This is a genomic window from Streptosporangium sp. NPDC020072, assembly GCF_040631445.1.
In the GTDB taxonomy this organism is placed as follows: domain Bacteria; phylum Actinomycetota; class Actinomycetes; order Streptosporangiales; family Streptosporangiaceae; genus Streptosporangium.
Window position 1 is genome coordinate 514,025 of record NZ_JBEYAB010000003.1, and the last position, 21,443, is coordinate 535,467.

The 21,443-nt window shown below is 71.9% G+C and carries 13 protein-coding genes; 9 read left to right on the forward strand and 4 right to left on the reverse strand.

Annotation, left to right across the window (positions count from 1 at the left end; all coding sequences use genetic code 11):
* The first annotated feature begins 322 nt into the window (after positions 1 to 322).
* The 5 genes from ABZ470_RS08765 to ABZ470_RS08785 all read left to right on the forward strand — a co-directional run bounded on the left by ABZ470_RS08765 (position 323) and on the right by ABZ470_RS08785 (position 10,191).
* Positions 323 to 6,409: an amino acid adenylation domain-containing protein gene (locus ABZ470_RS08765; RefSeq protein WP_362910898.1), complete on the forward strand. Its 6,087-nt coding sequence runs from the start codon at positions 323 to 325 to the stop codon at positions 6,407 to 6,409.
* On the forward strand, positions 6,409 to 6,582 hold the full coding sequence (locus tag ABZ470_RS08770) for an MbtH family protein (protein ID WP_352008507.1): 174 nt from the start codon (positions 6,409 to 6,411) through the stop codon (positions 6,580 to 6,582). The genes ABZ470_RS08765 and ABZ470_RS08770 overlap by 1 nt, the downstream gene beginning before the upstream one ends.
* Positions 6,583 to 6,650: 68 nt before the next feature.
* Positions 6,651 to 6,902: an acyl carrier protein gene (locus ABZ470_RS08775; protein ID WP_352008506.1), complete on the forward strand. Its 252-nt coding sequence runs from the start codon at positions 6,651 to 6,653 to the stop codon at positions 6,900 to 6,902.
* Between the two features lie 53 nt (positions 6,903 to 6,955).
* Complete coding sequence (locus ABZ470_RS08780) at positions 6,956 to 8,365, forward strand: hypothetical protein (RefSeq protein ID WP_362910900.1); 1,410 nt, start codon at positions 6,956 to 6,958, stop codon at positions 8,363 to 8,365.
* Positions 8,362 to 10,191: a N,N-dimethylformamidase beta subunit family domain-containing protein gene (locus ABZ470_RS08785; RefSeq protein WP_352008504.1), complete on the forward strand. Its 1,830-nt coding sequence runs from the start codon at positions 8,362 to 8,364 to the stop codon at positions 10,189 to 10,191. Before ABZ470_RS08780 ends, ABZ470_RS08785 begins: the two co-directional genes overlap by 4 nt.
* Before the next feature lie 10 nt (positions 10,192 to 10,201).
* Here ABZ470_RS08785 and ABZ470_RS08790 read toward each other — a convergent pair whose 3' ends face one another.
* Genes ABZ470_RS08790 through ABZ470_RS08805 form a run of 4 tightly spaced genes read right to left on the reverse strand, consistent with a single transcriptional unit; the run spans position 10,202 to position 16,434 of the window.
* Positions 10,202 to 11,371 carry an FAD-dependent monooxygenase gene (locus tag ABZ470_RS08790; protein ID WP_362910903.1) on the reverse strand — a complete coding sequence of 390 codons (1,170 nt, stop codon included), beginning with the start codon at positions 11,369 to 11,371 and terminating at the stop codon, positions 10,202 to 10,204.
* 51 nt (positions 11,372 to 11,422) lie between these two features.
* Positions 11,423 to 14,596 (reverse strand): BTAD domain-containing putative transcriptional regulator, encoded by a 3,174-nt coding sequence (locus tag ABZ470_RS08795; protein WP_362910905.1) that lies wholly within the window; start codon positions 14,594 to 14,596, stop codon positions 11,423 to 11,425.
* 21 nt (positions 14,597 to 14,617) lie between these two features.
* Positions 14,618 to 15,262: a M15 family metallopeptidase gene (locus tag ABZ470_RS08800; protein WP_352008501.1), complete on the reverse strand. Its 645-nt coding sequence runs from the start codon at positions 15,260 to 15,262 to the stop codon at positions 14,618 to 14,620.
* A gap of 11 nt (positions 15,263 to 15,273) precedes the next feature.
* On the reverse strand, positions 15,274 to 16,434 hold the full coding sequence (locus tag ABZ470_RS08805; protein ID WP_362910907.1) for an ROK family transcriptional regulator: 1,161 nt from the start codon (positions 16,432 to 16,434) through the stop codon (positions 15,274 to 15,276).
* 211 nt (positions 16,435 to 16,645) lie between these two features.
* Between ABZ470_RS08805 and ABZ470_RS08810 the strand changes: the two genes are divergently transcribed.
* From ABZ470_RS08810 to ABZ470_RS08825, 4 genes are all read left to right on the forward strand, one after another.
* Positions 16,646 to 17,992 (forward strand): extracellular solute-binding protein, encoded by a 1,347-nt coding sequence (locus tag ABZ470_RS08810; RefSeq protein ID WP_362910909.1) that lies wholly within the window; start codon positions 16,646 to 16,648, stop codon positions 17,990 to 17,992.
* A gap of 2 nt (positions 17,993 to 17,994) precedes the next feature.
* Complete coding sequence (locus tag ABZ470_RS08815) at positions 17,995 to 19,008, forward strand: sugar ABC transporter permease (RefSeq protein ID WP_352008498.1); 1,014 nt, start codon at positions 17,995 to 17,997, stop codon at positions 19,006 to 19,008.
* The gene (locus tag ABZ470_RS08820; protein ID WP_352008497.1) at positions 19,005 to 19,856 is read left to right on the forward strand and encodes a carbohydrate ABC transporter permease; all 852 of its coding nucleotides are present in this window, start codon (positions 19,005 to 19,007) and stop codon (positions 19,854 to 19,856) included. The genes ABZ470_RS08815 and ABZ470_RS08820 overlap by 4 nt, the downstream gene beginning before the upstream one ends.
* A 101-nt stretch (positions 19,857 to 19,957) precedes the next feature.
* Complete coding sequence (locus ABZ470_RS08825; RefSeq protein ID WP_352008496.1) at positions 19,958 to 21,412, forward strand: glycoside hydrolase family 3 N-terminal domain-containing protein; 1,455 nt, start codon at positions 19,958 to 19,960, stop codon at positions 21,410 to 21,412.
* The last annotated feature ends 31 nt before the right edge of the window (positions 21,413 to 21,443 follow it).

A 21,443-nucleotide genomic window follows, 5' to 3' on the forward strand; every position in this document is an offset into this window, starting at 1 on the left:
AAAGAGCGCCCGAGGTCTCTACAGGAAAGAATCTTTACTATTGTAAAACGAGCGCCAGTCTTACATGATCGCCACGGCCACGCAAGCCCTTTGGGAAGGTTGCCAGGATAGGCCTGGATCCCCCAGAGATGGCGGGCCTTGCGAAGCTGGGGAAGAGGTGTAACACTAACGACCCAGACCTAACTGAAAGGTTTCTTTCCAGAAAGAAGCCCTTCGTCTTCTGTGCTCAACTCGGCAAATATGCGCGGAGCGGGCTTTCGCATACCCATTTACGAGGCGTGCTCATGTGCGTGCGATCCCGCGGCCGCCGAAGGAGCTCTGCGTGCTTCAGCCAGAGACCATTTCCCCCGGCCAGCCCTGGACGGAGTATCCGCTGTCGTACGGCCAGCAGCGGTTATGGTTTCTTCACCGCCTCGACTCCGGCGACTCAACCTACAACACATCCTATGTTTACAGGTTGAAAGGTCGACTTGACACCGCCGCCCTCGAAGCCTCGTTCACCGCGGTCGCGGCCCGGCACGAAAGCCTGCGCACCCGTTTCCGCGAGGTGGCCGGGGAACCGGTCGCGGTCGTCGAGCCCCCGGCTCCGATCGTCGTCGAGCGGCTGACCGCGGCGGACGAGGAACAGGCGCGCACGCTGGTCTCCACGGTCACCAACACCTCCTTCGACCTGGCCGCCGCGCCGCCGTTCCGGGTGGCGCTGATCGAGCTCGGCCCGCTCGAACACGTGCTCTGCGTCGTCCTGCACCACATCAACGGCGACGGCTGGTCGCTGAACGTGCTGTGCTCGGAGGTCGCCGCCCACTACGCGGGCGGCGGCGTCGCCGACCTGCCGGCCCTCCCCCTGCAGTACGGCGAGCACGCCCGCGCGCAGCGCGCCGCCGAGGACACCGAGCTTCGCTGGTGGGTCGAGCACCTGACCGGGGTCTCGCCCCTCGACCTGCCCGCCGACCGGCCCCGTCCCGCCCAGCGCAGCGGTGAGGGCGGGGAGGTGCACTTCCAGATCGGCGGGGAACTGGCCGCCGGGATCGCGGAACTGGCCAGGCGCTCGCGCTGCACGCCGTACATGGTGCTGCTGTCCGCCTACCAGGTGCTGCTGGCCAGGCACACGGGACAGGACGACTTCTGCGTCGGCACACCGTCCGCGGGACGGGACAGCACCGACCTGGAGACCATGATCGGTTTCCTGTCGACCACCCTGGCGCTGCGCTGCGACCTGTCCGGCGACCCCTCCTTCGCCGACCTGCTCAAGCGCACCCGCAAGGTCGTGCTCAACGCGCTCTCCCGCCAGGACGTGCCCTTCGAACGGCTCGTCGCCGAACTGGACGTCGAACGGGACCTCAGCCGCACCCCGCTGTTCCAGACCCTGTTCGCCTTCCACACCCACGGCGAGACCGGCGACCCGTTGCCCGGTCTCGACGCCGAGCCCTTCCCTCACGGCTGGACCAGGGCCAGGGTCGACCTGTCCATGGACCTCACCCCCACCCCCGACGGCCACGTGCTCGGCACCGTGCTCTACAGCACGGACCTGTTCGAACAGCGGACCGCCGAACGGATGGTCGCCAGGTTCGTCAGGCTGCTTGAGGCGGCGGTCGCCGCCCCGGAGACGCCGATCGGCGCGCTGCCCATGCTGCCCGAGGCCGAACTGGCCCTGCTGGGCGAGTGGAACGAGACCTCGGCGGAACTGCCCGAGGCGACCCTGGTCGACCTCGTGCTCGACCAGGCCGCCGCCACCCCCGGCGCCGTGGCCGTCGGCACGCTGACCTACGCCGAGCTGACCGCCCGCGCCGCCGACCTGGCCGGGCGGCTGGCCGCCGCGGGCATCGGGCGGGACTCGCTCGTCGCCGTCCGGATGGAACGCGGGACGGACATGGTCGTCGCGCTGCTCGGCGTGGCGATGAGCGGTGCGGCCTACCTGCCCGTCGACCCCGAGTACCCGCAGGCCCGCGTCTCCTACGTCATCGAGGACTCCGGCGCCGCCCTGGTCCTGACGAGCCTGGACGACCTGCCGCCCGCGCAGGCGGTTGCGCCCGCACGGCCCCGTCCCCGCGACACCGCCTACGTGCTCTACACCTCGGGCTCGACCGGGCGGCCGAAGGGCGTCGTCGTGCCCCACCGGGCGCTGACCAACTTCCTGCTCGCCATGCGGACGCTGGTCGGCTCGACGTCGCGGGACGTGTGGCTCGCGCTGACCTCCCTGTCGTTCGACATCTCCGCCCTTGAGCTGTACCTCCCGCTGGTGACCGGCGGCAGGATCGTCGTCGCCGACGCCGAAACCGCCCGCGACGGCGCCGCGCTCGCCCGCCTCGTCCAGGACGAGGGCGTCACCCACGTGCAGGCGACGCCGTCCGGCTGGCGGGTGCTGCTCAGCGGGGACCTGCCGAGGGTGACCGCGCTGACCGGCGGTGAGCCGCTCGCGCCCCAGCTGGCCAGGGAACTGCGGCCCAGGGTCGAAAGGCTCGTCAACGTCTACGGCCCGACCGAGACCACGATCTGGTCCACGGCCTGGGAGGTCCCCGAGGAGCCCGGCGAGATCGTCATCGGCGGCCCGATCGCCAACACCGTCGTGCACGTGCTGGACCCGGCGGGCTCACCCGCCCCGATCGGCGTGCCCGGCGAGCTGCTCATCGGCGGCGACGGGGTGGCCACCGGCTACCTCGGCCGCCCCGCGCTGACCGCAGAGCGGTTCGTGCCCGGCCCCGGCGGCTCACGTGTCTACCGCACCGGGGACCTGGCCCGCTGGCGGGGCGACGGCACCCTTGAGTTCCTCGGCCGCACCGACAACCAGGTCAAGCTGCGTGGCCACCGCATCGAGCTCGGCGAGATCGAGGCGGTCCTCGACACCTGCCCCGGCGTCGCGCAGGCCGTCGTCGCGGTGCGCGGCGAACGGCTCGCCGCCTTCGTCGTGCCCGTCGAACCGGGCGCCCCCGGACTCCTCGACGCCGTCAGGGAGCACGCGGGCGGGCAGCTGCCCGCCTACATGGTGCCCGGCGTGCTCGTCGAGGTCGCCGCGCTCCCGCTCACCCCCAACGGGAAGATCGACCGCAAGGCGCTGCCCGACGTCGAGGCGGCTCCGCGGACGGGCGCGACCGCGCCCCGCACCCCCGCGGAACGGCTGGTCGCCCAGGTCTTCTCCGAGGTGCTCGACGTGCCCTCGGTCGGGGCGCACGACGACTTCTTCTCCCTCGGCGGCCACTCGCTGCTGGCGACCATGGTCACCTCGCGGCTGGCCGTACTGTCCGGGATCGAGGTTCCGGTCAGGGAGGTCTTCCTGCGGCCCGGCGTCGCCGCGCTGGCCGAACTGCTCACCGGCGCCGAGCCCGCGCGTGACGGGCGGGACGACGAGGGGCCCCGGCCGCGGCCGGAGGGAGCCGGTCAGCCGCTGTCCTTCGGCCAGGAACGGCTCTGGTTCCTCAACCGGCTCGACCCGGACGACGCCTCCTACAACATGTGCCTGGTCAGGCGGCTGCGGGGACCGCTCGACAGGACGGCCCTGGCCAGGGCGTTCGAGGGCGTCGCCGCCAGGCACGAGAGCCTGCGCACCCGCTTCCCCGAGGTGGACGGGGCGCCCTCGGCCGTCGTCGACCCGCCGGGCCCGGTGCCCGTCGAGGAGATCTCCGCCGCCGGGGAGGCCGAGGCGCTCGACCTCGTCGCGGGCCTGACCAACCGGCCCTTCGCCGACCTGGCCGACCGGCCGCCGCTGCGGGCCGTCCTCATCGAGATCGGCGAGGACGACCACGTGCTGTGCGTGGTGATCCACCACATCCTCGGCGACGGCTGGTCGCTCAACCTCATCTTCGAGGAGCTGGGTCACCTCTACTCGGGGGGCGCCGAACTGCCCCCGGTGCCGCTGCAGTTCGGCGACGTCGCCCACTGGCAGCGGGAGCGCGACACCTCGGCGCTGCTCGACCACTGGCGTGAACGGCTCGCCGACCCCACCCCGCTCGACCTGCCGCTGGACCGGCCGCGCACCGCCGCCGGCACCAGGGACGGCGACGTGGTCGAGGTCAGGCTGACCGCGGCACAGGCCCGTGAGCTGGCGCTGCTCGGCAGGCGGCACGGCGCGACCATGTTCATGGTGCTGCTGGCCGCCTACCAGGTGCTGCTGGCCAGGCACACCGGCCAGGACGACGTCCTGGTCGGCACCGCCACCGCGGGCAGGGACCGGGTCCAGCTCGAACCCGTCGTCGGCTACCTCAGCGACACGCTGGTGCTGCGCGGCGACCTGTCCGGCGACCCCGCCTTCACCGAACTGCTCGAACGCACCCAGATCGGCGTCCTGGACGCCTTCTCCCACCAGGGTGTCCCCTTCGAGGAGCTGGTCACGGCGCTGCGGGCCGAACGCGACCTCACCCGCACCCCGCTGTTCCAGACGATGTTCATCCTGCACACCCAGGACGGCGGGCAGGACGGCGGCGCCTTCGCCGGGCTGACCGCGTCGGCGTTCGAGCACGGCATGCGCCAGGCCAAGCTCGAACTCGCCCTTGAGGCCTGGCAGGACGAGCACGAACTGCTGCTCACCCTGGTCTACGACACCGCGCTGTTCGACCGGGCGACGGTCGAGGCTCTGGGCGCGCGGCTGCGGCTGCTGCTCACCGCGCTGCCCGGCGCCGCGGACGAGCGGATCTCCGCGCTGCCGCTGCGCACCGAGGAGGACGAGGCGCTGCTGGCCCGGCTGGGTGAGGGACCCGCCCTGCCCGCGACGCCCTCCGTCCCCGAACTGGTCGCGGCGGCCGTACGGGAGCGGCCGGACGCCGTCGCGGTCGGCTGCGGGACGCGCGCGCTGACCTACGCCGAGCTTGACGCCAGGGCCGGTGAGCTGGCCGGGCTGCTGCGCTCGCGGGGGGTCACCCCCGGGGACGTGGTCGGCGTACGGCTCGGCAGGACCCCGGACACGATCGCCGCGCTGCTGGCCGTCTGGCGCGCCGGGGCCGCCTACCTGCCGCTCGACCCCGACTACCCGGCCGAACGGCTCGCCTTCCTCATCGAGGACAGCGGGGCGTCCTTCGTGCTCGACACGGTTCCCGAGTCCGTGCCGCAGGCGCTCCAGGCCGGCCCGGTGCCGGACGGCGCCGCCGCCTACGTGATCTACACCTCCGGTTCGACCGGCACCCCCAAGGGCGTGGTGGTCGGGCACGACGGGCTCGCCGCGCGGGTGGCGTGGATGCGCCAGGCGTACGGCCTGCACCCCGGTGACCGGGTGGTGCAGTTCGCCTCACTGAGTTTCGACACGCACGCCGAGGAGATCTACCCGGCTCTGGCCGCGGGGGCGCGTGTCGAACTGCTTCCCGACGGCGGCGTCACCCTGCCCGACCACCTGGCCGGGGTCACGGTCCTCGACCTGCCGACGGCCTACTGGCACGCGCTGGTCGACCAGATCGACGACGTCCCGTGGCCGGACACGCTGCGGCTGGTCATCCTGGGCGGCGAGCAGGTGCACGAGGCCGCGGTCGCCCGCTGGCGGGAGCGCTTCGGCGACCGGGTGCGGCTGGTCAACACCTACGGCCCGACCGAGACGACGATCATCGCGACCACGGCCGAGCTGGACGGCTCCCCGGGACGCCCGCCCATCGGCACGCCCGTCGGCGGCACCCGCGTCCTGGTCCTGGACCGGAACGGTCAGCCGGTGCCGCCGGGTGTGCCCGGTGAGCTGTGCGTCACCGGGGCGGGCGTCGCCCAGGGCTATCTGGGCAGGCCCGCGCTGACCGCCGAGCGGTTCGTGCCCGGCCCCGGCGGCTCACGTGTCTACCGCACCGGCGACCGGGTGCGCTGGCGCAACGACGGGCGGCTGGAGTTCCTCGGCCGCGACGACGACCAGGTCAAGGTCAGGGGCTTCCGCGTCGAGCTCGGCGAGGTCGAGGCGCGGCTGCTGGCCTGCCCCGGAGTCGGCCAGGCGGCCGTCGCCGTACGGGACGGGATCCTGGTCGGCTACACCGTCGGCGCCCCCGAGGGGGAGGATCTCGCCAGGCTGCTCGGGGCGACGCTGCCCGCCTACATGGTGCCCTCCCTGTGGGTGCGGCTCGACGCGCTGCCGCTCAACCGCAACGGCAAGATCGACCGCGCCGCGCTGCCCGCGCCGCAGGCGGCCCCCAGGGAGCGGGTCGCCCCGCGCGGCGACGCCGAGCAGCTGGTCGCCGACGTGTTCGGCGAGGTGCTGGGGATCGAGGACGTCGGCGCCTTCGACGACTTCTTCGCCCTCGGCGGGCACTCGCTGCTCGCCACCCGCGTCATCGCCAGGATCCGCGCCCTCGTCGAGATCGACGTGCCGATCCGCGTGCTGTTCGCGCGCGGCACCGTGGCCGGGCTCGCCGCCTCGATCGAGGAGATGCTGATCGCCGAGCTGGCGGAACTGTCCGACGACGAGGCCGAGGGTCTCGTGCAGACCTCCCAAGGAAACGGGGAAGCGTGATGAGTCACCACGTCGTGGTCAACCACGAGGAGCAGTACTCGATCTGGCCCGACGGCAGGCGGCTGCCGGACGGCTGGCGTCTTGAGGGCTTCTCCGGCCCCAAGGAGGAGTGCCTGGCCCACATCGACCAGGTGTGGACCGACCTGCGCCCGCTCAGCGCAAGGAAGTCCTGACATGTCCGACGAGTGGATCTGGGTCTCGCTGGACGACGTCCGTGGCCGTCATCTGAGGAGGAGCGTCAATGGTTAGGGAACGGCTGGCCGCGATGGTGGCCTCGGCGTCGGACGGCGCCGTCACCGCCGAGGAGGCGCTGAACGCCACGGTCCCGCTGTCCGCCCTGGGGGTCACCTCCCTGGCCCAGATGCGGCTGATCGACGCGGTCGAGACGGAGTTCGGCATCGAGATCGACCTGTCCGGCGACGGCCTCGACCTGCTGGACGACCTGGGGGCGCTCGAACGCCACATCGCGCAGGCCGGAGACTCCGGCCCCTGAGGCACCCCTGACAGAGCGGTCGGGAGGCGTTTTTCGAACGGGGGAGAGAAAACATGGACATCCGGTTCTCGGGGAGCCGATCGGGTACGGCTCCGCTGACCTGGGGACAGCGGGCCATCTGGGACGCGATCAGGAAGACGGCACCGGACGACCACTACTTCAACTTCGGCCGCGTGCTCGCGGTGCCGAGACGGGCCAGGCCGCTCACCGTGGCGCGGGCCGCGGAGGTCCTGGGCGTCCTGGTCGAACGGCACGAGTCGCTGCGGACGAGGCTGAGCGCCGGGTTGAGCACAGGGCTTGAGACGTCCGTGGGGACGGGGCCAGGGGCGGCCCCCTCCCCACGGGTACCGGCGCAGACCGGCGGGCAGGACGGGGGCGCCGAACCGGCGCAGGTCCTCGGGACCGCCGGGAGCATCCCGCTGACCGTCTCCCGTGACGATCCGGAACGGCTGATGGAGGAGCTGTCCGCGACGCCGTTCGACTACGCCGGCGAGTGGCCGCTCAGAGTCGGGCTGGTGGTCGCCGAGGACGAAACGGTGACCCACATCGTGCTCGTCTTCTGCCACCTGGCCGCGGACGGGCTCGGCGCCGAGGTCGCGATCACCGACCTGCGGCTGCTGCTGTTGCGCGGGGCCGTACCGGGACCGACGCCGCCCTCCCCGCTCGACCTGGCCCGCTGGCAGCGCTCCGAGCCCGGCCTGCGGGTCGCCCGCGTCGCCGCCGAGCACTGGGAGCGGGAGTACCGGCGCATCCCGCCGACCATGTTCGACCGCCGGGTCGCCGCCCCCGAGGGGCCGCCGATCTGGCGCGCGCACCTGGTCTCCAGGGCGCTCGACCTGGCCGTGCAGCGGATCGCGGCCGTGTACGGCACCAGCACCTCGACCGTGCTGCTGGCCGCCTCCAGCGTGCTGGTCTGCGCGGTGACCGGGCACGAGGTGTGCGCGATGCTGCCCATCGTCGGCAACCGCTTCCGCCAGGACGCCGCGCAGGCCGTCACCACCCTCTCCCAGGAGGGCCTGTTCGTGCTCGACGTGGGCGGGCGCTCCTTCGCCGAGGTGCTCAGGGCCGCCAAGCCCGCGGCGCTGCGCGCCTACCGCTCCGCCTACCACGACCCCGGGGACAGGGACCGGCTGACCGAACGGGTCAGCCGCGAACGGGGCACCCGGGTCCACCCCTACTGCTGCTTCAACGACATGCGCTTCATCGACCGGGTCGACGCCTCCCACGACGAGCGGACCGTACGGCTGGCGATGGAGGAGACCACGCTGACCTGGCCGCTCAGCCAGGACCAGCTCAACTGCCGCTTCTGCCTGCACGTGACCGGGGAGGGCGGCGGCCTGGGTGTCTCACTGACCGCCGACACCCGTTACCTGCCGAAGGAGGCCATGGAACGCTACCTGCGCGACCTGGAGTCGCTGCTGGTCGAGGCGGCCTTCCACGAGACGCTGGAGCCGGTCGGATGACGGTCTACGCCTACGCCGAGTCCACCTCGTGCGTCCAGGAGGGGTCGCTGCGCTTCCACCTGACCCGCACCTCACGCGCCCCGGCGCGCGGTTCGGTCACGGTCGAGGACGTCGCCGCCGACCGGCCGGTGCTCCAGGCGAGGTTCGACGGCCCCGTCTGGACGCTCGACGTCCCCGGCGACTGGCCCAGTTCGCTCTACCGCGCGGTCTTCACCTCGGAGGAGGACTCCTCCGACGGGCTCTCCGACGTGTACTTCGTCGTCAGGGCGGCCAGGCCCTCCTCCCGGGTCCTGCTGTCGATCCCGTTCCCGACCTGGCAGGCCTACAACCGGGCGGGCATCCCCGGGGAGTCGATCTACTGGACCGAGGAGCCGACCCGCGCCGCGAAGGTCTCCTTCACCCGGCCCGGCGGGGGGCCGCCGCCCGAGCGCTGGGAGGAGGGCATGCTCCGCTGGCTCGGCCCGGCGGGCTACGACGTCGACTACTGCTCGGGGCTCGACCTGCACGACGGCGCCGAACTGCTGGCCGGTTACCGGCTGCTGGTCGTCAACGGTCACGACGAGTACTGGACAGCCGGGATGCGCGACAACGTCGAGGCGTTCGTCGCCCGCGGCGGCAACCTCGCGGTGTTCTCCGGCAACACCTGCTGGTGGCAGTTCCGTCTTGAGGACGACGGCCGGACCATGGTCTGCTACCGCGACGCGGCCATGGACCCGATGGCCACGGTCGAACCGGGCCTGACCACGGTCGAGTGGTCGAGCGCCCCGGTGAACCGGCCGGAGAACACGCTGACCGGCGTCAGCTTCAGACGCGGCGCCGGGACGTGGGGGCCGTACATGCGGCTGATGCACGAGGAGTCCTACACGGTCAGGTTCCCCGAGCACTGGGTGTTCGAGGGGACCGGGCTCGGCGAGGGCGACAAGTTCGGCCAGGGCGCCATCGGCTACGAGACCGACGCCTGCGACTTCGTCGAGGTGGACGGTGTCCCGCTGGCGACCGGCAGGGACGGCACCCCGCCCTCCTTCGTCATCCTCGCCACCGCCGACCTGCGCCACTGGCACCGCTACGGCCAGGGCGGCATGGCGACCATGGGCGTCTTCGGTCTCGGCGCCGGGACGGTGTTCACCGCCTCGACCGTGAACTGGGGCAACGCCCTGCACGACCCCATGGTCGACCGGATCACCCGCAACGTGCTCGACCGCCTGTCGGAGCCCGTCGGCGGCTGGCAGATCGTCGGCGGCGCCGGTTCGCTGCGCGCGCTGACGGTCTTCGGCTCCCGCCTGTACGGCGTCGCCCCCGACGGCTCACTGCTCGTGCGTGACGTCTCGGCCCAGAACCTGCGCTGGCGGCACGCGGGAACCGCCCCCGGGGTCGTCGCCATGGCCACCCCCAGGGAGGCGACCACCGCGCATCCCATCGGCCTGTACGGCCTCACCGCGGACGGGCGGCTCGTCTTCGACGACCAGGAGGACGGCTGGACGACCCTCGCCGAGGCGCCGGCCGAGCCGGTCGGCCTGGGCATGGTGAACGGGGAGTTCTTCGCGGTGAACGCCGAGGGGCTGTGGAAGCTGCGCCCGGAGACCTCCGACTGGGTCCTGGCGGGCCCCTCCGGCGGCGCCGTGAGCCTCACCGCGATGAACGGCCGCCTCTACATCGCCGACGCCGAGGGCAGGATCCGCACCCGCCCGCCGGTCGTCGGCCCCGCCGGGTGGGAGGACCTGTGCGACGCGGGCGGCTGCACCGTCCTGACGGCGCACGCGGGCCTGCTGATCGGCACCGGCCCCGACCGCCCGCTGTTCTGGCGCACCCCCCTGCCCGACCGCTGACCCGCCCCTGTCACCTGGTGGAACCTCCGACAGGGGCGAGAGCCGGGTAGTCCTTGAGCTCGACGGACCTGGCGAACCTGTCGGTCGCCTTCAGCATCACCCGGAGCAGGAGGCTCCGCTTGAACATCCAGTTGCGCATGGTGATGCGCAGCGGCGAGGGCGGGGCGAGGAAGGGGCCCGCGCTGCTCTGCCCGGTCACCGTGGCGTAGCGGTGCATGATCTCCTCATACCTCGCGAACGCGGTCACGTGGTCGCCGTCCGCCTCGGCCAGTTCCCCGGCCAGCACGTGGGCGCCGACGATCGCCAGGCCGCTGCCGAAGCCGCCCAGGGTGTTGCCGTAGGCGGCGTCGCCGAGCAGCACGACCCGCCCCTTCGCGTAGTGGTCCATCCTCACCTTGCTGATCGAGTCGAGGTAGACCTCCTCTGCGTCGCGCAGCCTGGCCATCAGCTCCGGGACCTTCCAGCCCATGCCCCGGTAGGCGTCGATCAGCAGGCGCTTCTGCTGTTCGGCGTCGTAGCGGTCGTAGTCGAGCCGCCCGGAGGCGAAGACGAAGAACGCGGGAGCCTTGGGGCCGCCGAGCGCGGCCATCCTGCCCGGCTCGTTGTACATCGCGGGCGGGTGGTCGAGGCCCAGGTCGGCCAGCGCGTAGTAGTGGCCGGTGAAGTTCACGTAGCCGGACTCGGGGCCGAAGGCCAGGCGCCGCACGTTGGAGTGGATGCCGTCGGCGCCGACGACCAGGTCGAAGGTGCGCGGCGCGCCGCGCTCGAAGGTGACGTGCACGCCGCCCGTCGTCTCGGTCAGCGAGGTGATGGAGTCGCCGAAGACGTACTCGCAGCTCCGCCTGGTCCGCTCGTACAGCAGGGCGGCCAGGTCGCCGCGGCGGATCTCGATGTCGCCGCCGGTGAACGCCCCGGGTATGACCGCCAGGCGCCTGCCGTCCGCGTCGACGACCTCCTGGTCGGTTCCGCCCGTCTGGCGCCGCCGTACCTCGTCGAGGACGCCCATGCGTTCGAGCACGGTGAGGTGGGTCGCCCCCTTGAAGTCGACGGCCTGGCCGCCGAGCCGGAGGGCGGGCGCCTTCTCCACGACGGTGACGGTGCAGCCCATGCGGCCGAGCCAGAGGGCGAGGGCGGGCCCGGCGACGCTCGCGCCGGAGATGAGGACCGTGGTGTTCTTCATGTGAGGAGCTTCGGCGCGGGCGCTGACAGCCCGCCGACACCGCGTTGACAGTCACCCGTCCCACGCGCCGGGCGCTGTCAGCACCTCCTGCCGGGCCTCCTCCTGGCTCATGGCGGCGCCTTGGGCGAACGCCTCGGCGAAGGCCTCGGCGCCGATGAGGTCGCGGGCGGCTCCGGAGATCCTGGCGACGTCGCGGTCTCCGGCGACGGCCATGCCGCGCAGCGCGACCGCCGTGCCGAGCAGCGCCGCCGCCTCCCGTCCCGCCCCGTCGAGCAGCACGGCCCCCGCCAGCCCTTCGGCGACGTCGGCGAGGTCGGCGGCCATCGGGGACCCGTGGACCACGGCGAGCGCCCGGCGGTGCATGAGACGGGCCTGTTCCCGGTCTCCCCCGGCCTCGGCCAGCCTGCCGAGCGCGACCAGCACGCGGGCCTGTGTCCCCTCGATGCCGAAGTCGCCGTCCTGTGAGGCGTCGAGGGCGAGACCGAGCAGGCGTGCCGCCTCGGCGAGGTCGCCGTCGTGCCTGGCGATCTCCGCCAGCCCCAGGTGGACCGTGGCCGCCGCGCCCGGCCTGCCGGTGGTGCGGGCCAGTTCCCCGGCGCGCCGGTAGTCGGCGACGGCCGCGGCGGTCTCGCCCTGGCGCACCAGTCCTTCGGCCCTGCGCGTCAGCACGTCGGCGGTCTCCTCGGCGGCGCCGAGCCGTTCGAACAGCTCCAGGGCCCGGGCCCACATGTCATGGGCGCGCGCCCACTCGCCGCGCCCGGCCGCGATCAGGGCCAGCCCGTCCAGCGCCTGGGCCGTCCCCCACCGCTCCCCGATGGCGTCGAAGTGGGTCAGCGTCTCCTGAAGTCCCCGTTCCGCCGAGACCGGGTCGCCCCACAGCATCGCGAGCAACGAAACGCTAAGCCTCTCCAGGGCCCGCAGCCAGGGGTCGGACCCCGCCAGCGTGCGCAGGTCGGCCTTGGGCGGGGGCCCTGCGGCCATGCCCCACAGCGCGACGGTGAAGGGGTGGCGCAGCCGCTCAAGCCCGGCCACGGTCGCCTCCGCCCGCCGCCAGTGCTCGGGCAGCGCCCGGGGTACGGCGTGCACCACGCACATGACGTACTCCTCCTCGAACCCCTCCGCGGGCTCGGGGGCCGTTTCGAGGAGTTCGGCGGCGATCTCCCCGACCTGGCCGCGCCGCCCGCTCAGCCACCAGTAGGCCGCGAGCGCGGTGACCAGCCGCAGCGCCGTCCGTCTGCCGTCCTCGTCGCCCGTCTTCGCCGCGGCCACGGACCTGCGCAGCGCGGCCGTCAGGTTGCCGTGGTCGGCCGACAGCCTGGCCAGCCACGTCAGCTGCTCGGCCCCGCGCAGGTGCGGGTCCGCGCGCCGGGCCAGGGCCAGGAAGTGACGGGCGTGGGCGCGGTCCATCCGCTCCCGCTCCCCGGCCTCGGCCAGCCGTTCCGCGCAGAACAGCCGGATCGTGTCGAGCATCCGGTAGCGGTCGCCGTCGGCCTCGACCAGCGACCTGTCCACCAGGTCTGCCAGCAGGCCCGCGGCGCCCTCGACGTCGCAGACCGCCTCGACCGCCTCCAGGCAGGCGCCCGCGGAGAAGACGGCCAGCCGCCTGGCCAGCACCCGCTCGCCGGGGGTGAGCAGGTCCCAGCTCCACTCGACGACCGCGCGCAGGGTCCGGTGCCGGGCGGCGGCCGTACGGTCGCCCCTGGACAGCAGCCGGAAGCGGCCGTGCTCGGCCAGCCGGACGGCGATCTCCTCGACGGTGAAGGAGCGCAGCCTCGCCGCCGCCAGTTCGACCGCGAGCGGCAGCCCGTCCAGCGCCGCGCAGATCCCGGCGACCGCCGCCACGTTGCCCTCGTCCGTCTCGAACCCGGGCCGTACGGCCGCCGCCCGGTCGGCGAACAGCCGGACGACGGGGTAGGCCGCGGCCTGCGCGGGGGTGGCGTCAGGGGGCGGGACGGCAAGCGGCGCCAGCGGCACGAGCGTCTCGCCGGTGATGCCCAGGGGTTCGCGGCCGGTGGCCAGGATCGACAGCCCGGGGCAGGCGCCGAGCAGTTCGCGGACCAGGGTCGCGGCGGCCTCGACCACGTGCTCGCAGTTGTCGAGGATCAGCAGCAGCTCCCGCCCGGCCAGGGCCGAGGCCAGGTGCGCCACCGGGTCGGGGACGTGGAGCGAGTGCAGGCCCGTCTCACGCAGCCCGAGGGCGCCGAGCACCGTCTGGGCCACCTGGGGGGCCGTGACGGTCGTTGTGACGGCCGGTGCCCGGCCGCCCTGCGGGGCCGGGTCGGCGAGCGGGGACAGGTCGACGAAGCACACCTCACCCTGGGTGCCCCGGACGTCCCGGGTGCGCCCGGCCGCCTCGACCGCCAGCCGGGTCTTGCCCGTGCCGCCGGGGCCGACGATCGTGACCAGCCGGTGCCCGCGTAGCGAGGCGAGCCGTTCCAGCTCCTTCTCCCGCCCGACGAAGCCGGTCAGCTGCACGGGCAGGCCGTTTCCCCTGGGCGGGGCCGGGCGTTCGGCGCGCAGGACGGCCAGGTGGATCGCGGCCAGTTCGGGTGAGGGGTCGGCGCCGAGTTCCCCGGCCAGCAGTCTCCGTGTCTCCTCGAAGACCTCAAGCGCCTCCGCCTGGCGTCCCGCGGCGCTCAGCGCGCGCATCAGCTGGCCCCTGGGGCGTTCCCGCAGCGGGTTGGCGGCCGTCAGCCGCCGCAGTTCGGCCACCGGGTCGGCCTCGGGGAGCGTGAGTTCGGCCTCGGCGAGATCCTCGGCCGCGGTCAGCCTCAGCTCCTCAAGACGCGCCACCTGCGCCCCGCCGAAGGGCAGGTCCTGCAGGGCGGGCCCCCGCCACAGGCCGAGCGCCTCACGCAGGACGTCCGCGGCGGCGGCGTGGCGGCCGGAGGTCAGCAGCAGCCGCCCCTGGCGGGCGAGCCGTTCGAAGCGGTGGACGTCGACGTCCTCGGGGTCGGCCGCCAGCCGGTAGCCGGTCCCGTGGAACTCGACCAGTTCGGCGGGCAGGACCCGGCGGAGCCTGGACACCTGGGCCTGCACCGCGTTGGCGGCGCCCGAGGGAGGGGCGTCGCCGTACTGGCCGTCGATCAGGCGCTCGACGGTCACCACCCGGCCCGGTTCCAGCAGGAGCATCACGAGCAGGGCGCGCGGTCTCGGCCCGGGTACGGCGATCGCCTCACCGGCCGGTGAGCGCACGTCCAGAGGGCCGAGGATGCCGAACCGCATGGGGTCGATTGTCCCCGGCTCTCAGAGGGCGCGGGGACCGTAGAGGGCGGAGGGGGCTCCGGTGGTCATGGCCCAGTAGCGGTCGCCGTAGGACCAGTGCCACCACTCGGTGGGGTAGTTGACCAGGCCCGCCGCGTCGAGGGCGGCTCCCATGAGCTCGCGGTTGCGGCGCGCCTGCGGGGAGATGCCGGGGGCGGCGGTGTAGCAGGCGCCCTCGCTCTGCTCGGGGGTGGCGTTGAGCGGGCTGCCCATGTCGACCTCGACGCCGTCCTCGGTGCACAGGGTCAGGTCGACGGCCGCGCCCGCGGTGTGCGGGGCGACCTCGACCGGTGAGACGTAGCGGCTGGCCGCCGAAACGATCTCCTCGGGCGACATTTCCGGAAATGTCGCCCGGAGTTCCGCCGAGTACTCGTCGAAGATCTGCTGCTGCGTCGACGGCGGCCGGTATCCCTCGACGATCAGCAGCCGGTACCCCTCGGGGAGGTGCCGCTGCGCCTCCTCAAGCCTGGCCACCAGCCCCTGCCTGAGGTGGGCGAAGGCCCCGTCACGGTCGGCCATCCGCCCGTCGACCCGCAGCCGCCCCCGGACGTCGACCAGCCGCTCCCCGGACTCCTCGACCGGAATCGCGGCCACCCGGGGATCGGAGATCAGAACGATGTCGTGCATAGCCGCAATTGTCACACCGTCTCGGAGAAGACCTGCTCCCGGGCCTGGTTCAGGGCCGAGACCAGGGCCCCGCGTAACACGGAGTTGCCCATGACCTCCGAGACGACGACCCTGGGCTGGCTCGGGCAGACCCTGGCCACCGCCTCCTCGACCCTGGCCGCGAGCACCTTCCCGCCCGCCCTGCCGATGTCGCCGCTGAGCACGATCAGCCCGGGGTCGAGCACCACGGCCACCGCGGCGACGCCGACCGCCAGACGCCCGGCCAGCTCGTCCAGGAAGCCTCCGGAGTCGTTCGTGACGGCCTGGCTGACGTGGTCGGCCAGCGAATCCCCCCGGATGCCGTGCGCGTCCGCCAGGCTGGCCAGGGCGTCGCCGCCGACCAGTCGCTGGAACGAGCCCGACTGGGGTTCGGTCACCTCGGTCGGCAGCGGCTCCCCGGGCACGGGCAGCCAGCCGATCTCACCCGCGCCGCCGGTGAAGCCGCGGTGCAGGCGCCCACCGAGCATGACCCCGAGTCCCTGGCCGACGCCCGCCCAGACGAGCACGAAGTCCTCGACGTCCAGGGCCGCGCCGCAGAAGCGCTCGGCGAGCGCCGCCAGGTTCACGTCGTTCTCTATGGTCACCGAGACGTTGAGGTCCCGGCGCAGCTGGGCGAGCACGCCCTCGTGCCAGGAGGGCAGGTCGAAGGAGAAGCGGACGTCGCCGGTGCGGGGGTCGACGACGCCCCTGGTCCCGATCACGAAGGCGCGCAGCCGGTCCATGCCGATGCCCGCCGACTCGCACGCCTTCTGCACGGCGCCGCGCACCAGGCGTACCGGATCGTTATGACCGCTGGGGTCGACGCAGACCTCGGCGACCGTCTCGCCGGTTATGTCGGCCACTCCCGCGCTGATCCGGTCGGGCAGCACGTCGAGTCCCGCGACGTACGCGCAAGAGGGAACGACGCCGTAGAGCGCCGCGTTCGGCCCCCGCCCGCCCGCCTGCTCCCCGACCATGGCGACGAGCCTGCGCTCCTCCAGTCTGGCGAGCAACTGACCGGCGGTCACCTTGGAGAGACCGGTGAGTTCTCCCAGCTCAGCCCGGGTGAGAGGCCCACTGGACAGCAGGAGCTCCAGGGCTGCGCGGTCATTGAGCTGACGCAGCAGCCGAGGGGTTCCCGGACGTCTGGACAAGATCGGCTTCCCCCCGTCACGATCCGCTAACGATCGTTTCTTTTAAGAAAGTTTCTTGTTAGTTTAGCCCTAGTCAGCCCGCAGGCAAGAGCGACCGAGCCGCGGGTTACGACAACTCCGATCACTGATCGTGAGTAAGAGGGTCGCGGGGACCCAAGCCAAAAAGCAGCTGAGCGCCTACCCCGTCGAAAGCCGGAAAGGGAGAACTCAAGTGAAGTTCGCGAGAATCGCCACCACGACGGCAACCACCGCCGCCCTCGCCCTGGGCCTTGCCGCGTGCGGCAGCAGTAGCGAGCCCTCCACCCCGGACGCCAATGGCGCGTCCGAGGCGCCCTCCGCCGCCTCCTCCGGCCCCAAGTTCGCCGGTCAGACCCTGACCGTCTGGCGCCTGGGCGCTCCGGACGAAGTGCAGAACAAGCTCATGGCCGACATGAACGCCAAGTTCAAGGAGGTCACCGGCGCCGACGTCAACCTCCAGTGGGTGCCGTGGCCGGACGCCCAGGCCAAGTGGACCGCCGCTCTCGCCGGCGGTGAGGGCCCCGACGTCACCGAGTTCGGCAACGACCAGGTGGCGGCGTGGGTCGCGCAGGACGCGCTGGCCGACATCACCGACCTCGCCAAGAGCAACCCCGACTTCCAGCAGATCCCGCAGAACCTGTGGGGCTACGAGACGGTCGACGGCAAGATCTACGCCGCGCCGTGGGGTGGTGGCACCCGGGCCGTCCTCTACCGCAAGGACTGGTTCAAGGAGCTGGGCATCGAGGTTCCCAAGAACTGGGACGACCTCGTCGCCGCCGCCAAGAAGATCGTGGAGAAGAAGGGCAAGGACGTCGACGGCTTCGCCTTCAACGGCGGCTCCGACGCCAACATGTCGCTCTCGCCGTTCGTGTGGTCCGCGGGCGGCGACTTCGCCGCCTTCGAGGGCGGCAAGTGGGTCGGCAAGCTGACCGAGCCCGGCTTCAAGGAGGGCTTCCAGTACTACACCGACCTGGTCGTCAAGCACGGCGCGTCGCGTAAGTCGGCCCTGAGCCAGAACTCGATCGACATCCGCACCCGCTTCGCCAACAACAAGGTCGGCATGTTCGTGACCGGTGGCTGGGACATCACCACCATCAAGGAGCAGAGCAAGAACAAGGTCGGCGACGACCAGATGGCGTTCTTCTCCCTGCCGGCCAAGGACGGCAGCGGCCCGGCGCCCGCCTTCCAGGGTGGCAACGACATCGCCATCTGGAAGGACACCAAGAACCAGGAGCTCGCCGCCGAGTACCTGAAGGTCGCCGCGGGCAAGGAGTTCGGCACCCGCTACGCCAAGGAAGGCGGCCTGCTGCCGCTGTACCCGGAGGCGCTGGCCGAGTTCGCCTCCGACCCGCTGCAGGCGCCGTTCGCGGAGACCTTCAAGGTCGCCAAGGGCTTCCCGAACGACACCAACTGGGCCGAGGCCAACGACACCAAGGCCGTTCTGCAGAACGCGGCCCGTTCGGTCATCGAGGGCAAGAAGAACATTGACACCGCCCTGGCCGACGCCAACAAGGAACTCGAAGAGATCCTGAACCAGTAATCATGGCCAACACCTCAACCATCGCCCGGGACGGGGGCTCCTCCCCCGTCCCGGCGCGGGGGCGCAGAGGCACGAAGCCCCCGCGCGGCTCCAGAGGACTGCCCGAAGGGGTGGTCCCTTACGCGCTGCTCATCCCCGGTCTGGTGGTCATCGCCGGACTGCTGCTCTACCCGCTGTACCAGATGGTCGTCATGTCCTTCCAGGACGTGGGACTGCGGCAGATCCGGGGTGTGCCCGCCAAGTCCGTCGGGTTCGACAACTATCTGAAGCTGTTCGAGTCGGAGCTGTTCTGGACCTCGCTCCGCAACACCGTCGTGTTCGCCGTCGTCACGGTCGCCTGCACGCTGGGACTGGGCACCCTGGTCGGCCTGCTGCTGAACAAGCTCGGCAGGAAGATGTCGACCTTCCTGGTCATCGGCATCATGGCCGCCTGGGCGACCCCGGCGATCGCCAGTGCCATCATCTGGCGCTGGCTCTTCGACGCCGAGTCCGGCGTCATCAACTGGGCGCTCAACGCGCTGCCCGACTGGCTGTCCAACCTCCTGTTCGGCAGGGCCGACTGGACGGGTGAGCCGTGGCTCAACGACCCGGTGACCATCTACCTGGTGCTCATCCTGGTCGTGGTCTGGGCCGGCTTCCCCTTCATCGCCGTCTCGGTGCTCGCGGGCCTGCGCAGCATCGCCGCCGAACTGTACGAGGCGGCCAAGGTCGACGGGGCCTCCGCCTGGCGCATCTTCTGGAAGATCACCTTCCCGCTGCTCAAGCCGGTCTTCTCCGTGCTGACCGTGCTGTCGGTCATCTGGGACTTCAAGGTCTTCACCCAGTTGTTCGTGCTGGCGGGCGGAACCTCCAACCGTGACGCCTTCAACCTGTCGCTGTACGCCTTCACCCAGGCGTTCAGCTCCCCGCCCAAGATGGGCCTGGGCGCGGCGATCGCGGTGGTGCTGACGCTGATCCTGCTCATCATCACCTTCTTCTACGTCCGCCAGATCGTGAAGACGGAGGACGTGCGATGACTCCCAAGACCAGGAAGCTGCTCGGCAAGATCGGCCTCAACACCGCGGCCGTCCTGGTGTTCCTGTTCGCGGTGTTCCCCGTCTACTGGATGATCTCCACCGCGTTCAAGAGCAACGAGGAGATCTTCACGACGCGGTTCATCCCCTTCCCGACGGACCCGACCATCGAGCACGTCGAGAGGGTCTTCAGCGAGGGCGTCGCCGGCCACTCGATCTGGCGCTACATGCTCAACAGCGCCATCGTCGCGATCGGCACCGTCCTCATCGGCGCCGTCTTCTCCCTGCTGTCGGCGACCGCCGTGGCCCGCTTCAGGTTCCGCGGGCGCACCTCGTTCCTGATCCTGCTGCTCATCGTGCAGATGGTCCCGGCCGAGGCCCTGCTCATCCCGCTGTTCCTGATGGTCAGGCGAGCCGGTCTCTACGACCAGCTGATCGGCCTCATCGTGGTGAACGTCGCGCTGACGCTGCCGTTCGGCATCTGGATGCTGCGCACCTTCGTCGCCGCGGTGCCCAGGTCTCTTGAGGAGGCCGCCTGGATCGACGGCGCGAGCCGCTTCACGACCTTCTGGAAGGTGCTCTTCCCCCTGGTGGCCCCCGGTCTCGTGGCCACGAGCATCTTCACGTTCATCACCGCGTGGAACGAGTTCGTGTTCGCGCTGACCCTCATCAGCGATCAGGGCAGTTACACCATGCCCGTGGCACTGCGCTACTTCGTCAGCCAGCGATCGGTCGACTGGGGCGGAATCATGGCCGCCTCGACCCTGATGACGATCCCGGTGATCATCTTCTTTCTCCTGGTGCAACGGCGAATGGTCTCCGGCCTCGTCGCCGGCGCTGTCAAGGGCTAACCCCGCGGTGCTGGTACGGCCACGCCCCCACAAGGAGCTGGCCGTACCAGCCCTGTCCTCGTTTGTCCCCTACTCACCTCAGGTAAGGAGCATCTACCGCCATGTCTGAGCTCATCGCGGCTCCCAGCGATCAGGTACTGCGACGTCTCGCAGCCGGAACGCTGCTCGTCGCGTTCCAGGGCACCACCGCCCCCGACTGGGTTCTCCACGACCTGGAGAACGGTCTCGGCGGGGTCACCCTGTTCGGCTTCAACGTCGCCGACCCCGCCCAGCTCTCGGCGCTCACCTCCCGCCTGCGCGATGCCGGTGACCCCGTCATCTCACTCGACGAGGAGGGGGGCGACGTCACCCGGCTCGCCTACCACGTGGGCAGCCCCTACCCGGGCAACGCCGCCCTCGGCGCCGTCGACGACGTCGAACTGACCCGGCGTGTCTACCGCTCCATCGGCGACGACCTCGCCCGCTGCGGTATCAACCTGGACATGGCCCCGTCCGCCGACGTCAACACCGCCGACGACAACCCCGTCATCGGCACCCGGTCCTTCGGGTCGGACACCGCCCTGGTCTCCCGGCACACCGTCGCGGCCGTGCACGGCCTGCAGTCGGCCCGCGTGGCCGCCTGCGTCAAGCACTTCCCCGGCCACGGCGCGACCAGGCAGGACTCCCACCTGGAGATCCCGCTCGTCGACGCCTCGGCCGAGTTGCTGCGCGAGCGCGAGCTCGTGCCCTTCCGCGCCGCGATCGAGGCCGGGACCATGTCCATCATGACCGCGCACGTCCGGGTGCCCTCGGTGACCGGCACCGAGCCCGCCACCCTGTCGGCCGCCGCCCTGGGCGGTCTGCTGCGCGGTGAGCTCGGTTACGACGGCGTGATCGTCACCGACGCCCTCGACATGCACGCCATCACCGAGAGCGTCGGCCTGGCCGGCGGCGCGGTGCTCTCCCTCGCCGCGGGGGCGGACCTGCTCTGCCTCGGCCCGCTGCCCACCCAGCAGGACGTCCGCGCGATCGTCGACGAGATCGTCGCCGCCGTGCTCGACGGACGGCTGCCCGCCGAGCGGCTGGAGGCCTCCGCCGCGCGTGTGGCCAAGCTGCGTTCCTGGTTCGGCTCGTCCCAGCCGGAGCGCGCCGAGGAGAGCATGATCGGCCTCACCGCCGCCCGCCGCGCCGTGACCCTCACCGGCTCCACCTCCCCGCTGGTCGACCCGCTGGTGGTCGAGATGGAGACCCCCCCGACCATCGCCGTCGGCGACGTGCCGTGGGGTTTCGCCCCGCTGATGCCGCAGGCCGAGGTCGTCCGGGTCAAGCCGGAGGAGGCGGACGTGCCGAACATCCTGGAGCGTGCCAGCGGCCGTTCCCTGGTCGTCGTGGTCAAGGACGCCCACCGCTACGAGATCAGCCAGTCGGTTGTCTCCGCGGTGCTGGCCGCCCGTCCCGACACGACGGTCGTTGAGATGGGGCTGCCGATCTGGCGTCCCAAGGGGGCTACCTACCTCGCCACGTACGGCGCCGCCCGCGCCAACGCCCAGGCCGCCGCCGAGCTGCTCAGCATCTGAGCCTCGCGGCCCCCTCACCCGGGTCTGCGCC